16 protein-coding genes and 1 pseudogene are annotated in these 13699 nt (G+C 72.4%); 7 read left to right on the top strand and 10 right to left on the bottom strand.

What is annotated here, in order from left to right:
- The first annotated feature begins 190 nt into the window (after positions 1–190).
- From B9S58_RS33690 to B9S58_RS39765, 5 genes and pseudogenes are all read left to right on the top strand, one after another.
- Complete coding sequence (locus tag B9S58_RS33690; protein WP_103535683.1) at positions 191–952, top strand: DeoR/GlpR family DNA-binding transcription regulator; 762 nt, start codon at positions 191–193, stop codon at positions 950–952.
- Positions 949–1896 (top strand): 1-phosphofructokinase, encoded by a 948-nt coding sequence (pfkB, locus tag B9S58_RS33685; protein WP_103535682.1) that lies wholly within the window; start codon positions 949–951, stop codon positions 1894–1896. The genes B9S58_RS33690 and pfkB overlap by 4 nt, the downstream gene beginning before the upstream one ends.
- A 103-nt stretch (positions 1897–1999) precedes the next feature.
- The gene (locus B9S58_RS33680; protein WP_103535681.1) at positions 2000–4006 is read left to right on the top strand and encodes a fructose-specific PTS transporter subunit EIIC; all 2007 of its coding nucleotides are present in this window, start codon (positions 2000–2002) and stop codon (positions 4004–4006) included.
- Between the two features lie 53 nt (positions 4007–4059).
- Positions 4060–4332: an HPr family phosphocarrier protein gene (locus tag B9S58_RS33675; protein WP_030082147.1), complete on the top strand. Its 273-nt coding sequence runs from the start codon at positions 4060–4062 to the stop codon at positions 4330–4332.
- Between the two features lie 60 nt (positions 4333–4392).
- Positions 4393–4597: pseudogene (locus B9S58_RS39765) on the top strand (protein phosphatase); the annotation flags it as partial.
- A 23-nt stretch (positions 4598–4620) separates the two neighbouring features.
- Here B9S58_RS39765 and lepB read toward each other — a convergent pair.
- The 3 genes from lepB to B9S58_RS33655 form a co-directional block, all read right to left on the bottom strand.
- Positions 4621–5325: a signal peptidase I gene (lepB, locus tag B9S58_RS33665; RefSeq protein ID WP_103535680.1), complete on the bottom strand. Its 705-nt coding sequence runs from the start codon at positions 5323–5325 to the stop codon at positions 4621–4623.
- A gap of 92 nt (positions 5326–5417) precedes the next feature.
- Positions 5418–5708, bottom strand: a complete 291-nt coding sequence (locus tag B9S58_RS33660; RefSeq protein WP_103535679.1) for a hypothetical protein — start codon at positions 5706–5708, stop codon at positions 5418–5420.
- Between the two features lie 111 nt (positions 5709–5819).
- Positions 5820–6329 (bottom strand): DinB family protein, encoded by a 510-nt coding sequence (locus tag B9S58_RS33655; RefSeq protein WP_103535678.1) that lies wholly within the window; start codon positions 6327–6329, stop codon positions 5820–5822.
- Positions 6330–6412: 83 nt separating this feature from the next.
- Between B9S58_RS33655 and B9S58_RS33650 the strand changes: the two genes are divergently transcribed.
- Entirely contained in the window at positions 6413–6778 is a 366-nt protein-coding gene (locus B9S58_RS33650; RefSeq protein ID WP_103535677.1) for an iron chaperone, read from the top strand.
- Between the two features lie 27 nt (positions 6779–6805).
- On the opposite strand, the gene B9S58_RS33645 is transcribed toward B9S58_RS33650, so the two are convergent.
- The 6 genes from B9S58_RS33645 to B9S58_RS33620 form a co-directional block, all read right to left on the bottom strand.
- Positions 6806–7834: an alpha/beta fold hydrolase gene (locus B9S58_RS33645; RefSeq protein WP_103535676.1), complete on the bottom strand. Its 1029-nt coding sequence runs from the start codon at positions 7832–7834 to the stop codon at positions 6806–6808.
- Between the two features lie 158 nt (positions 7835–7992).
- Positions 7993–8226, bottom strand: a complete 234-nt coding sequence (locus tag B9S58_RS33640; RefSeq protein WP_103535675.1) for a hypothetical protein — start codon at positions 8224–8226, stop codon at positions 7993–7995.
- A 6-nt stretch (positions 8227–8232) separates the two neighbouring features.
- Positions 8233–8907: a TNT domain-containing protein gene (locus B9S58_RS33635; RefSeq protein WP_103535674.1), complete on the bottom strand. Its 675-nt coding sequence runs from the start codon at positions 8905–8907 to the stop codon at positions 8233–8235.
- Positions 8908–9076: 169 nt separating this feature from the next.
- On the bottom strand, positions 9077–9781 hold the full coding sequence (locus tag B9S58_RS33630) for a DUF4230 domain-containing protein (RefSeq protein WP_103535673.1): 705 nt from the start codon (positions 9779–9781) through the stop codon (positions 9077–9079).
- A gap of 133 nt (positions 9782–9914) precedes the next feature.
- Positions 9915–11015 carry a winged helix DNA-binding domain-containing protein gene (locus B9S58_RS33625; RefSeq protein WP_103535672.1) on the bottom strand — a complete coding sequence of 367 codons (1101 nt, stop codon included), beginning with the start codon at positions 11013–11015 and terminating at the stop codon, positions 9915–9917.
- A 90-nt stretch (positions 11016–11105) separates the two neighbouring features.
- Positions 11106–11675, bottom strand: coding sequence for a DinB family protein (locus tag B9S58_RS33620; protein WP_103535719.1), 570 nt, complete (start codon positions 11673–11675; stop codon positions 11106–11108).
- A gap of 138 nt (positions 11676–11813) precedes the next feature.
- On the opposite strand from B9S58_RS33620, the gene B9S58_RS33615 reads away from it, so the two are divergent.
- Complete coding sequence (locus B9S58_RS33615) at positions 11814–12812, top strand: YafY family protein (protein WP_103535671.1); 999 nt, start codon at positions 11814–11816, stop codon at positions 12810–12812.
- Here the strand turns inward: B9S58_RS33615 and B9S58_RS33610 are convergent.
- Positions 12809–13597 (bottom strand): DUF4389 domain-containing protein, encoded by a 789-nt coding sequence (locus B9S58_RS33610; RefSeq protein WP_103535670.1) that lies wholly within the window; start codon positions 13595–13597, stop codon positions 12809–12811. The genes B9S58_RS33615 and B9S58_RS33610 overlap by 4 nt on opposite strands.
- Positions 13598–13699 lie beyond the last annotated feature (102 nt).

Genomic DNA, 13699 nt, shown 5'->3' with positions numbered 1-13699 from the left:
GTGACCGGACCCGCCGGGCGGGGCGCACCGTGCATGGGTGCGCCCTTCCCGACTGTGCGCGCAGGTCCGCCGACGAGCCCGGCCTTCCGTTCATGCCCACTCTTCGCCCGGTTGTGTTTACATTCCCACACCTCGGACGTAACCTGAGCGCGAAACCACAGACTCGGGCATGGAACGGAAACGAAACCACATGTACGCACCGGAGCGTCAGCAGGAGATCCTCCGCCTCGCCCAGGAGAGCGGCCGGGTCGATGTGCTGTCCCTGGCCGAGGAGTTCCAGGTGACGGCCGAGACCGTTCGGCGCGATCTCAAGGCCCTGGACCGGGCGGGACTGCTGCGCCGGGTGCACGGCGGGGCGATCCCGGTCGGCAGGCTCGACTTCGAGCCCGACCTCGCCGAGCGCGACGCCCTCGCCGCCGACGAGAAGGACCGCATCGCGCAGGCCGCCCTCGCCGAGCTGCCCGCCGACGGCAATGTGATCGTCGACGCCGGGACCACGACCGCGCGGCTCGCCGCCGCCGTGCCGGTCGACGCGACGCTGACCGTGGTGACGCACGCACTGCCGGTGGCCGCCCGTCTCGCCGACCACCCCGGCATCGCCCTGCACCTGGTGGGCGGCCGGGTCCGGCACCGTACCCGCGCGGCGGTCGACGCCTGGGCGCTGGGTTCGTACGCCGAGATCAACGCCGACGTGGTCTTCCTCGCCACCAACGGCTTCTCCCCCGACAGCGGCCTGACCACGCCCGACCTCGCCGAGGCCGCGGTGAAGCGGGCCGTGATCAAGGCGGCCCGCCGGGTCGTCCTGCTCGCCGATTCCGGCAAGTTCGGGCAGGAGCACTTCGCCCGCTTCGGCGATCTCACCGATGTGGACCTGCTCATCACCGACACGGGCCTCAGCCCCGACGACGCCCGCTCCATCGAGAGCCGGGGCACGGAAGTAGTACGCGCATGATCCTCACCGTCACACCCAATCCCAGCCTGGACCGGACCTACGAGCTGCCCGGCCTGACCCGCGGCACCGTGCTGCGCGCCACGGCCGACCGCGTCGACCCGGGCGGCAAGGGCGTCAACGTCTCCCGCGCGGTCGCCGCGGCCGGGCACCGCACCGTCGCCGTCGCCCCCATGGGCGGCCCGGAGGGCGCGCTGCTCGCCCGGCTGCTCGGCGATCTCGGCATCGAGGCCGCCGGTGTGCCCATCGCCGGGAACACCAGGATCAACGTCACGCTCGTCGAACCCGACGGCACCCTCACCAAGGTCAACGCGGCGGGACCCGAGCTGAGTCCGGCCGAGGCGGAGGACGTCCTGGAAGCGGTACGGGTCCGCTCGTCGGCCGCCGACTGGATCGCCTGCTGCGGGAGCCTGCCACGGGGACTGCCGCCGCAGTGGTACGCGGAGCTGGTCGAGCGGAGCCACCGGGCCGGTGCGCGGATCGCGCTGGACACCTCCGGAGCGGCGCTGACCGCGGCCCTGGACCGGGGGCCCGACGTGATCAAACCCAATGCCCAGGAGCTCGCCGAGGCCGTCGGCAGGCCGCTCGCCACGGTGGGCGACGCGCTGAGGGCAGCCGAGGAGCTGCGCGAGCGCGGCGCCCGGTCGGTGCTGGCGAGCCTGGGCGCGGACGGGCAGCTGCTGGTCGAGGCGTCGGGCACGTATTTCGCCACCGCCCCGGTGGCCGCCGTACGCAGCGACGTCGGCGCCGGGGACGCCTCTCTCGCCGGCTTCCTGGCGGCGGGCGGGCAGGGCCCGGAGGCGCTCATCTCGGCCGTCGCCCACGGGGCCGCGGCTGTGCAGCTGGCCGGAAGCCTCATGCCCGCCCCGGCCGACCTCGATCTGCCGTCGGTCGGAGTGACCTCCGAGGTGCCGCTGGACCGCGCGTTGGGGGAGCCCGCCCCATGACTCCCCGCACCCCCGCAACTCCCGTACGGACCCCACCCGTACGAGCCTGTCGCCCCGTCCCCCCGAGCCGCCGCACGGCGGTCCCCGAGCAAGGAGCACCGCGTTGAGTGAGCTGATCACCGCGGAACTGGTCGACCTCGATCTGTCCGCCGCAACAAAGGACGCCGCCGCGCGGTCGCTCGCCGAGCGGATGGTGGCCGCGCACCGCGTCACCGATCTCGACGGCTTCCTGGCCGATGTCGCGGCCCGCGAGGCGCAGATGCCGACCGGCCTCGACGGCGGCATCGGCATTCCGCACTGCCGCAGCGAGCATGTGAGCGCCCCGACGCTGGCCTTCGGGCGCAGCACGGCGGGCATCGACTTCGGGGCGGCCGACGGTCCGGCCGATCTGGTCTTCCTCATCGCGGCCCCGGCCGGAGCCGACGACGAGCACCTCACCATCCTGTCGGGCCTGGCCCGCAGGCTGATGGACCCGGAGTTCACCGCCGCCCTGCGCGCCGGAACGGACCCGCGGGCGGTGGCCGCGCTGATCCGGGGCGAGAAGCCGGCACAAGAACCCGCCCAGGAGCAGGCAGATACGGATACGGAAGCCACCGGAGCGGCCGAAGGCACCCCTTTCCGGATCGTCGCCGTCACCTCCTGCCCCACCGGTATCGCCCACACCTACATGGCGGCCGAGTCCCTGGCCGCCGCCGGCCGCGCCGAAGGTGTCGAGGTGGTGGTGGAGACGCAGGGCTCGGCCGGCTTCAGGAAGCTGGACCCCGCCGTCGTCGCGGCGGCGGACGCCGTGATCTGGGCGCACGACGTGGAGGTCCGGGAGAAGGCCCGCTTCCGGGGCAAGCCACTGGTCGACGTCGGGGTGAAGGCGGGCGTCAACCGGCCCGCCGAGCTGATCGCCGAGGCCCGCCGCAAGGCGGAACGCGGGGAGATCACCGCCGTGTCCGGGAGCGACGGCGACGCGGACTCCGGTGCCGGAGACGCGTCCGGCGCGGATCACGCGCACTTCGGCGTCCGGCTCCGTACGTATCTGATGTCCGGCGTGAGCTACATGGTGCCGTTCGTCGCGGCGGGCGGTCTGCTGATCGCCCTGTCGTTCGCCATCGGCGGCTACGAGACAGCGAGCGCCACGTCGGTGGCCGACCACTTCGTCTGGGGCGAGGCGGACAGCTGGGCCGCGCTGCTCAACCAGATCGGCTCGGCGGCCTTCGCGTTCCTGGTACCGGTGCTGGCCGGGTACATCGCGTACGGAATGGCGGACCGGCCCGCGTTGGTGCCCGGTTTCGTCGGTGGTGCCATCGCGCTCACGGTGAACGCCGGGTTCCTCGGTGGTCTGGTCGCCGGTCTGCTGGCCGGTGCCGTGGTGATGGCCATCCAGCGGGTCCCGGTCCACGCGACCCTGCGCGGCATCATGCCGGTCCTGGTGATCCCCTTGATCGCGTCGGCGGTCGTGGGCTTCCTGATGTTCATCGTGGTCGGCAAGCCCGTCGCCTCGCTGCAGAGCGCGCTCACGGACTGGCTGAACGGCCTCTCGGGCTCCAACGCGGTGATCCTCGGCGTCGTCCTCGGGCTGATGATGTGCTTCGACATGGGCGGCCCGCTGAACAAGGTGGCGTACGCCTTCGCGGTCGGCGGTCTCGCCGAACCGACCGACGGCAGCCTCAAGGTGATGGCCGCGGTCATGGCCGCCGGGATGGTCCCGCCCCTGGCGATGGCGCTGGCCACCACCGTACGCAGGAAGCTGTTCACCAAGGCCGAGCGCGAGAACGGCCGGGCGGCCTGGGTGCTGGGCGCCTCGTTCATCACCGAGGGCGCGATCCCGTTCGCCGCCGCAGACCCGCTGCGGGTCATCCCGTCGGTGATGGCGGGCGGCGCGGTCACCGGCGCCCTGTCGATGGCCTTCGGCGCGACCCTGCGCGCTCCGCACGGCGGCGTCTTCGTCGTCCCGCTGATCGGTGAGCCGTTCCTCTACCTGCTCGCCATCGCCGCCGGGACGCTGGTGGCGACCGCGCTCGTCGTCCTGCTCAAGGGCGCACGCCGGACGACACCGGACCCGGCCAGGGACGCGGGGGCCACCGGCCCCGGCGACTCCCGGGTCACGGTCGCCGCCTGAACGACCGCACACGTACCCCTCCCCCACGTCCGTCCCTTCCCAAGGAATGATCCATGCACCAGCAGACCGTCGCCATAGCCTCCCGCAGCGGGCTGCACGCCCGCCCGGCGTCTCTGTTCGTCAAGGCCGCCGCCCGCCAGCCGGTCAAGGTGACCATCGCCCGCGAGGGCCGCGACCCGGTCGACGCCCGCAGCATGCTCGCGGTACTGGCCCTGGCTGCCCCGCACGGGGAGACCGTGGTGCTCAGCGCCGAGGGCGACGGGGCGCGGGCGGCGGTCGAGGAGCTGGCGGAGCTGCTCGCGCAGGATCTCGACGCCGCGGTCTGACCCTGGTCCTCTCCCACGATGCGTACCACCGGCGGCTGCCGGGTCGTCCATTCGGGACACGTGACCGAGATGCGGAGCGCCCAAGACCCGGCCGTCCTGGCCTTTCCCTCCGGACGGCCGGTACGCGGCCGGGGTCTGCGAGGGCCCTTGGCCCGCAGGCCCCGAACCGGATTTCGCCGTCCACCTCCTGGGGCGCACCCCGCCCCCGGTCGCCCGGGAGTCGCGGTGGCTGCGGTGGCCGGGCTTCCGGAACTTCGCGCCGCGCCCGGGCACCCCTGAGCACTTGCCTCAGGACTTGTCGGACACGCTCTTGAAGGTCTCCGGCACCGGCATGGTGCTCCAGCGGCCGACCGGCCAGGCGATGACGACGGCCCGGCCGACGACCTCGTCGACGGGGACCATTCCCTGGTTCGGGTCGTCCTGGTGGTAGCGGGAGTCCGCGGAGGCCTGGCGGTGGTCCCCCATCACCCAGACCTTGCCGTCGGGCACGGTGACCTTGAACCGGCCGCCGTCCTCGTCGTTGCTGCAGGGGGTGTTGCCGGGGAAGACGTACGGCTCGTCCAGGGCGGTGCCGTTGACCTTCACCGGACCGTCGCCCTCGCATTCCACGGTGTCGCCTCCGACGCCGATGACGCGCTTGATGAGGTCCTTCTCCTCGGCGGAGGGCATCACACCGACGAAGCTCAGTACCTTCTGCACGGTGTTGGGCTCGTCCACGGGCACGCCCGCGAGCCAGTCCGCCGGGTCGTGGAAGACGATCACCTCACCCCGCTCCGGCTCCGACCCGAACCAGGGCGTCAGCTTGTCGACGAGGACCCGGTCCCCCTGCTGGAGGGTGTTCCGCATGGAGTCCGAGGGGATGGAGAAGGCCTGCACCAGGAACGTCTTGATGAGCAGCGCCAGCACCAGGGCGACGCCGATGAGAAGCGGCAGCTCCACCCAGAACGGCCGGTTCTTCCGCGTCCTCGACCGCCGTTCGCCCGCACGCCCCATTGCACCGCTCCTCGCCCCGTGTACCGCCCGCCCTCCCTGGGGGAACGGATCAGGTGATCCACTCTATGGGGCGCGGTGTGCGGTGAGGGACGCTAGGCGGGTTCCGCTCCCACCGGTGGGGTGGTCGCGCCCTCGCCGGCGCGGACGGCTTCGACCACGCTCTGGTGGAAGGTGCGGCTCTCCTCCTCGGAGGGGCACGGCACGGGACTGCCGGTGAGGGTGAACCAGTCGGAGGAGCCGCTGTACTGCACGGCCACCGACGCCTGTCCGTCTGACCAGGTCGTATGCACCGTGAGGTCGCCGCTCAGGATGCCCGCTTCTTCGGTGCGTACCCCACCTGTTCCCGCGTACACTCCGCTGGTCGTCCAAGATGCCCAGCTCATGACGGTCACCTTTCGGACGATGGCAAGCCTGTCCAGCCAGCTTCTTCCGAGTATGGCACCGCCGGTGGGACTGTGCACGGGTGTGCGCGGACCCTGCCCTGCTGCCGGTTCTCAGGCGCGTTCCAGCATCCCTCGGACGAAGGCGGCCTGGCCCACGTGCTGCAGGTCCTCGGCGATGACGCTGATCAGCCGGACACCCAACGTCACCGGGGGCGACCAGCCCTCGTCGACGATCCGGTCCAGCGCGTGGCCCTCCAGTCCCGCGACGAAGCCCAGGGTCCGCTCGTGCACGGCGTCGAAGTAGCCGAGGAGGGGTTCGGCGGAGTCCACCCGGACGGCGGCGACCTCGTCGCCGGTGTGCCCGTAGCCGGTCGCCGTCTCGTCGAAGGGCAGCGCGAAGCGGTCGGCCCAGCCTCCGGTGAGCCAGATCTGTCCGGTTCCGGCGGCGTCGGCGATGTGGTCGTCCTGGACGCGGGTGAGATGCCAGACCAGCCACGAGATCGAGTTCGCCCCCGCGTCGACACGGGCGTTGAGGTCGTCGGGCGGGAGTCCTTCGACCGCCGCGTGCACAGCTTCCCCGACCCGGGCGAACGCTTCGGCCAGCATGCCTGCAGTGTTCATCCGCCCACCTTCGCCCGAAGGGCCCGCGGCCCCGGGGCGCGACACACCGCCGGGGCCGTCGGGAGCCGCCGTACGCTCTCCTCATGGTCCGGAGCAGCGCGCAGCATGTCGACCAGTACCTTGCCGAGGCCCCGGAGGCCCGACGGGAGGCCCTCACGGCGCTGCGCGCGCTGTGCCGGGAGGAGCTCACGGGCTTCCGCGAGGCGATGGCGTACGGCATGCCCGCCTACGAGCGGGAGGGAACGGGGGAGATCGCCTTCGCCGACCAGAAGCAGTACATCTCGTTCTACCTGCTGCGCACGGACGTCCGTGACGCTTTCAGGGACCGGCTGGCCTCCCACGACATGGGCAAGGGCTGCCTGCGCTTCCGCGACCCGCAGAAGATCGACTTCACGCTCGTCCGGGATCTGCTGCGGGCGACGGCGGCGACCCGCGGCACGGCGTGCTGACACGGGGACGATCCGCACCGGACGTGCTCAGCGCAGGCTGTGCAGCCAGTCGGTCAGCAGCCGGTTGACCTCGTCGGGGCGTTCCTGCTGGATCCAGTGGCCGCAGCCTTCGAGGACGTGGGCGGCGGACAGGCCGGGGAGGGTCTGCGGGTAGGCGTCGATGGCGTCGGACATCCAGGTGGTGGAGGCGTCCAGGGCGCCGCCGATGAAGACCGAGGGCTGGGTGAGGGGTGTTCCGTCCCAGGCGGCGAGGTCCTCCCAGTCCCGGTCCACGTTGCGGTAGCGGTTGAGCGCGCCGGTCAGGCCGGTACGTTCGAACTCCTCGCTGTAGACGTCGAGGTCACGCTCGTCGAGCCAGCCGGGGAGCTTGTCCGTGGGGAACCGGTCGGCCATGCGCGCGCCCGGCGGCACGAAGAAGAGGCTTCCGTGGTCGGCGGGGGCGAGCGTGTCGCCCGAGAGGCCCGCGTAGAAGCCGGCGAGCCAGCCCCGTACGTCCGGTTCGATCTCCGCCTCGGCACGTCCTGGGGTCTGGAAGTAGCTGACGTAGAACTCCTCCTCGCCGCCGGTCCTCGCGAAGCCGTCGGTGGGGCGGAGGCCTCCGCGGGGCGCGTAGGGGACGCTGAGCAGGGCGACCGCGGTGAAGACGTCCGGCCGGAGCAGGGCACTGTTCGCGGCGATGGGCGAGCCCCAGTCGTGTCCGGCCACCGTGGCGGTGTCCTCGCCGAGGGCGTGGACGACGGCGGTGTTGTCGGCGACATGGGCCAGCATGCGGTAGGCGTCGGTGGCGGCGGGCGCCGAGGAGCGCCCGTAGCCGCGTACGTCGATGGCGACGGCCCGGTAGCCGGCGGCGGCCAGGGCGGGGAGCTGGTGGCGCCAGGAGTACCAGGACTCGGGGAAGCCGTGGACGAGCAGCACGAGGGGGCCCTCGCCCTGTTCGACGCAGTGGATCCGGCCGCCGGGGACGTCGACCGTCCGGTGTGTGGCGCCGGGGAGGACGGTGGAGGGGCGGGCGGCACGGCCGTGGGGCGGCGTGGCTACGGGGGTGGGCTCCGGCATGGCTTCTCCTCGGGCGCCCCGCACGGGCGGGGCGGTCGTGACGCTTCGGCGGGTGGCCGGGCCGGGGGAGCCCGGCCGCCCGGTCACGATCATTCGGCCGGTGCGGCCGCCCGGACAAGGATTCTTGCCGGTCCGGCAAAACACCGTGCGGGGAGGGTTCAGACGAGCAGGCTCAGCAGGTGCGCGCAGGCGGCGGCCTCGTCCGGGTGGCGGGCGACGACTTCGTACGTGCCGCGCTCGAACACCCCGGTCTCCCAGCCGCCGTTCCCACCCCGCCGGACGAAGAGGAAGTCCGGCGGGGTGGGAACGGGCTCGTGGACGCCCTCGATCCGGTAGTAGCCGCCGGGGATCCGTGCCTCGACGAGTGCGGCGTGCAATGCCCGGCGGTCCATGGTGGGTTACGCGCCCGCGGGCGTCAGGTAGGCGTTGTCCAGCAGCCACTTCACGTTGAGCCGCTGCCCCTCGCCCGGGTCGAGGAACACGGCGTCGAGCTTGATCTGCTGGCCGCCGCCGGGCTGCTCGAACCACGGTGCGATGCCGCCCTGCCAGACCCAGAAGGGCTTGGCGACCTTGTAGACGCGGTAGTCGCAAGGGGTGACCGCGTCACGGGTGTTCAGGCTCTGCGGGGGCAGGGCGCGTTCGGCGTAGGCGTCGCCCGCGGGGGCGAGGTAGCCGCCGTACTCCGAGCCGAAGCGGTCCAGGCGCTGGCCGGTGCGGAGCTTGACGGGCTCCTTGTCGATCTCGCCGTTCACCTCGGCGAAGCCGTCGTTGGGCGGGTACTTCCAGCTGCCGGTGTCCGCGGGCCCTTCCCAGTACTTCTTCAGGAAGTCCTTCGGCTTCAGGTCGCCGGTGCGCTGCCAGCCCTTCAGGAGCGGGCCGACCGGGGCGAGCCGCTTGTTCGGCAGCCACTTGGGGCCGAGGCGCGCGTCGCCGCGGAACTCTCCGGTGCAGGGTTCGTGGCGCTCGGCGGCGGGCGCGGGCCTGGCGGGCCCCGGTGCGGCGCTCGCCGCGGGGGCGGAGATCAGTCCGGCGGTGATGCCGAGCGCGGCGAGTACGGTACGCATGCGGTTCATTCAGGAGTCCCCTCGAGCGCTGATGATCAACCAGAACAGCTGACGTAGGGTAACCGCTCGACTACGTGAGCCTCCCGCGCCATGCCGCTTTCCGGCCACCGGGAACGGCACCGCGCCCCGGCCGCGGAACAGCGTGACCGGGCGTGGTGGACGGTGCGCGGTGACGCGATCACTCCGGGTCGTCGCCGTACCGGACCGTGACACGCTCGAAGCCGAGTGATCCGAGCAGCCCCTTCAGCATGGCGGCGGTGTTCTTCTCCGCACGGGCGGTCAGTTCACTCTCCTTCGCCGCCTCCGAGATGTGCTGGGCGGCGAGCTTGTTGACCGCCTGCTCGCTGCCGGGGTTGTCGGAGAAGAGGTCGCCCAGTCGGTCGAGGAGACCACGCTGCTTGGACACCGCGTAGGAGCGATCGGGATCGAGCGCCGGTTCGCCCAGCACCGCGTGCGGCAGCCGAAGGTCGGCCGTGGTGCGGTCCTCGTTGACCACGACGCCGTTCCCCGTGACCTTGCCCAGGTCGACGGAGGCGCCGACCGTGCCCGCGCCGACGAACAGGGTGCGGGTGCCGCGCACCGCGTCGGGCAGGAACTTCGCGTCCTCCTCCAGATCGACGACGACCTGGAAGTTGCCCGAGGCGGCCTCGTACGCGCTCATGTCCTGAATCGACTTGAGCACGGCGGGGCCCGACCGGTCGTGGGTATCCTCGCCGAAGAGGTCGTCGAGCCCCGGCAGCAGAGCGATCCGGCTGTCGGCGAACAGCAGGACCAGTACGGCCGCGCCGATGCCGAGGACCTTCAGCCGGCCTCGGGAGGGGCGGGCGTTCCGCTTTCCGTCGCCGTACGGCGCGGGCTCTGTGGTTACGTCGCTGGACGTCATGCCCTGCGTGTGACCCGCGCCCGGTGCTTTCAGTCCCTCCCCCGCCGCCCGCCGAACGAACTCCCGCACAAAATAAGCCTGTTCCGGTACGGGCGGGCAGACACGAGCGCGCTCTCGCGGCGGCCGGGTCCGCTCAGCGCGGCGAGGCCGCCACCCGTACGCGGTCGCTCTCGCCGTCGGAGAGGAACGACGCCAACTCCCGGCCCTGGTCGGCCACGGCGGCGCGGTCGGCCCGGGAGAAGGTACGCAGGGGATCCACCGTGACGACGTCTTCGGTGACGCTCCAGGTGGCGGCCACGCGGCCGTCGACCAGCACGACACGCTCACCGGCGACCGAGAGGCCGCGGTGGGCGTCGTCGATGGTCCGACCGCGGTCCTGATAGCCGAGGATCGCGTTGTCGAAGGCCGGCAGGAACCGCACCGGGGCTGGGGTGTCCGGATCCGGGCGCGGCGCTTCGGGCAGGTCGAGCAGCTCGCGTCCGCGCTCGTCGCGGAAGCGGACCAGTTCGTCACGTACGGCGGCCACCGCGCCGGGCAGTCCGGCCAGGCCGGACCAGGCGCGCAGGTCGGACGTGGCGGCGGGACCGTGGGCGGCCAGATAACGCCGGACCAACGCCTGGCCGACCGGGTCGGAGCCGTCGGGAGCAGGCGGGTCGACCGGGCGGCCCAGCCAGGAGGAAAGCGCGACGTTACGCACTCCGCCCTTCGTGCGCCACAGCCCGCGAGGCGGCGCCTGGACCATCGGGACGAGGGCGGCGACCACCATCTCCCCCAGGGCCCGAGGCCCCGGACCGGGCCGGCCCGGGGCGAGCTCCCGCACGATCTCGGCCACGGTGCGGGGTTCCCCGTCGGCCGTCACGTCCCTCGCTTCCGCGGCGAGTTCGTCAAGGTCCACCCCCTTCAGCTCGTCGCGGTAGACCCCGAGCACCCGCTGGCGCAACATCGCGTCGTGGCGGGCCCGCCAGGCGAGTACGTCGTCGGCGGTGACGAGATGGATCGTGCGGCGCATGAGATGGGTGCGCACCACGCTCCGCCGGGTCAGCAGGTCCGAGAGCACCTTCGGATCGAACGTGGTCAGCCGGGACCAGAGCCCGACGAAGGGCTCCTGCGGCTCCTGCGCCTGGAGGCCGCAGAGGTGGGCCACGGCGTCCACGACCGGCAGGTCGGCCCGGTCGAGCAGCAACTGCCGCCCCAGCATGGCGCGGTTCAGCGCCCGGTTGTCGAGGACGGTCATCGTGTCGCTCTCCCCATCCCGGTTGTCTGCCCGGTCCTCTGTCCGCCCGGTCCTCGCACATCCTCGCGCGGGGCACCGGCGCCCCGTCGGTCAGGTCGCCTGCTGCCCGTCGAGTGTCTCGCGCAGGATGTCCGCGTGTCCGGCGTGCTGTGCGGTCTCGGTGATGACATGGGCCAGCACCCGCCGTACGCTCCACTCTTCTCCGGGTTCGTACCAGGGCGCCTCGGGGAGCGGGTGCGCCGCCGAGAGGTCGGGGACCGAGAGGATGATCTTCTCGGTGCGGGCGGCGACCTGCTCGTAGGCGTGGAGGATCCCGGCCGTCGTCTCGCCGGGCAGCATCCGGAACTCCTCGTCCCGGTCGACCGCCCACTTCGGGAGCTCGCGCGCGGTGCCGGCCGCCAGGTCGTCCCAGGTGACGCCGTCGGGCAGGGCGAAGGACATCGCCGACGGGCCCTCGGTCGCGAAGCGCATCCAGATGTCCTCCATGGCCGTGACGTGCTTGACGAGACCGCCCAGGCACAGCGCGCTGACCGTCGGACGTTCACCGGCCTGCTCGTCGCCGAGGCCTTCGGCCGAGCGGATGAGGGCGGCTCGCGCGGCGGCGAGGGCGGTGAGCAGGTCGGTGCGTTCGGCGTCGAGAGGCGCGGAGGCGGTGGTCATGGTGATCGGGTCCTTCCGGTGTTTCCGTCGTGCGGTTCCGTCGTGCGGTTCCGTCGTGCGGTTCCGTCGTGCGGTACGGATCAACCTTCGCAAAGGAAGCGGCCAGGGTGTGTCCTCTTCTCCGCTCATACTGGCGCCATGCCGAAGACTTCAGCGCGCCTGCTGGCGCTGCTCTCCCTGCTCCAGGCACGCCGGGACTGGCCGGGCCGGTTACTGGCCGAGCGACTGGAGGTCAGTCCGCGCACAGTGCGGCGTGACGTCGACCGGCTGCGGGAGCAGGGCTATCCCATCGTGGCCTTCAAGGGGCCCGACGGCGGATATCGGCTGGACGCGGGCGCACAGTTGCCGCCGTTACTGTTCGACGACGATCAGGCCGTCGCGCTCGCCGTCGCTCTGCGGACCGCCGCCGCGACCGGTGCCGGGATCGGGGCGGCCGCGGCCCGCGCTCTCACCACCGTCCGGCAGGTCATGCCCGCCCGGCTGCACCATCGCGTGGACGCGCTCCAGGTCACCGCCGTCGAGCGCACGGGAGGGCGGATTCAGCCGCAGGCCGATCCGCGCGTGCTCGTGACGCTCAGTGCGGCGGTGCACGCCCGTGAGATGCTGCGCTTCGACCACTCCCCCGCGTACGCGCCGGCCACCGCCGACGCCCCGCCCGCGGTGCGGCGGGTGGAGCCGCACCGCCTGGTCACCTGGGGCGGACGCTGGTATCTCGTCGCCTGGGACCTGGACCGCGAGGACTGGCGGACCTTCCGCGCGGACCGGATCACCCCGCGCACTCCCACGGGCCCCCTGTTCACGCCGCGCGAGGTGCCCGGGGGCGATGTGGCCGCCTTCGTCGCCGCCCGGTTCCAGGGCTCCGAGTCCCCAGGGGGGTGGCCCTGTCGCGGTGAGGTGATCCTCGACGCACCCGCCTCCGTGGTGGCCGGCCATGTCCGCAACGGAATCGTGGAGGAGTACGGCCCGGACCGCTGCCGGGTGGTCCTGGGCGCCTGGTCGTGGCCCGGCCTGGCCGCCGAACTCGGCAGGTTCGACGTAGACATCGAGGTCGTCGGGCCGGACGGGCTCCGGGAAGCCTTCGCGCACCTGGCCCGCCGCTATGCCGAGGCGGCGGGAACGCGGCCCGGCGAGATCTAGCGTCCGACGAGGCGGGTGTCCGAGGTGTCGTCGGTCGTCGAGGTGGTCACGGACGTGGTGATGTGCCCCGCGAGACCCAGCACCAGGAACAGCACCACGAGCCACTTGGCGGCGCTGCTCAGGACCAGCGGGCGGGTGGCGGAGCGCGCCCCCTCGCGGGCCGCGGCGAGGTCGTCGTCGCCGAACAGGCCCTTGGGATAGGCCGGGGTGAGCATCATGACGTACGCGGAGAACCGCATCCGGTAGCGCAGGGTGGCCGCCGTCGCCTCGAACAGCGGCCGGGGCATCCGGCCGAGACACAGCGTGATCAGCCACCAGACGAAGGCCAGCGCCCACCACCCGTACACGGCGAGGCTCTGCACGATCGCCGCCGGGATCATCAGGAAGACGCGGAACAACACCGCCAGGCGGTTGAGCGGGGTGGGCCGCACCTCGATCTGCACCGGGTAGTCGGCCGGCGGGGTCAGTGCGAAGGGCGGATAGCGGTCGATGAGCAGCATGTCGCTCGCCGACACGCGCATGTCGTAGCCGAGTACGCCGGTCAGGAAGCGGAAGACGGGGTCGGGAAGCCGCCCCAGCACCAGGGCCGCGAACCACCCCACGATGACGGTGAAGAACGCCGCGATGTGCAGGACGAACAGCACGATGAAGTGCGGGACGAGGAGCAGGAGTCGCAGGAGTACGGTCAGCCGTCGCTGGCGTGCCGGTTCGACGATGTCCAGGACGGGCCTGAACTCGTCCGCGTCCGTCTCCTTGCGGCCCGGCCTCCACTGGCCTTCGGCCATGTCGCTCCTCCTCGGCAGGGGATCCGTACGGCATCCGCGCGCAGGACGTGTCCCCACCGTGCGTCCGGGCCGGGCCGCCCGCAAACGGCCCGGGCCCGAACG

The organism is Streptomyces sp. SM11 (assembly GCF_002910905.1).
Classification (GTDB): Bacteria; Actinomycetota; Actinomycetes; order Streptomycetales; family Streptomycetaceae; genus Streptomyces.
This window is presented reverse-complemented; position numbering and strand designations above follow the sequence as displayed.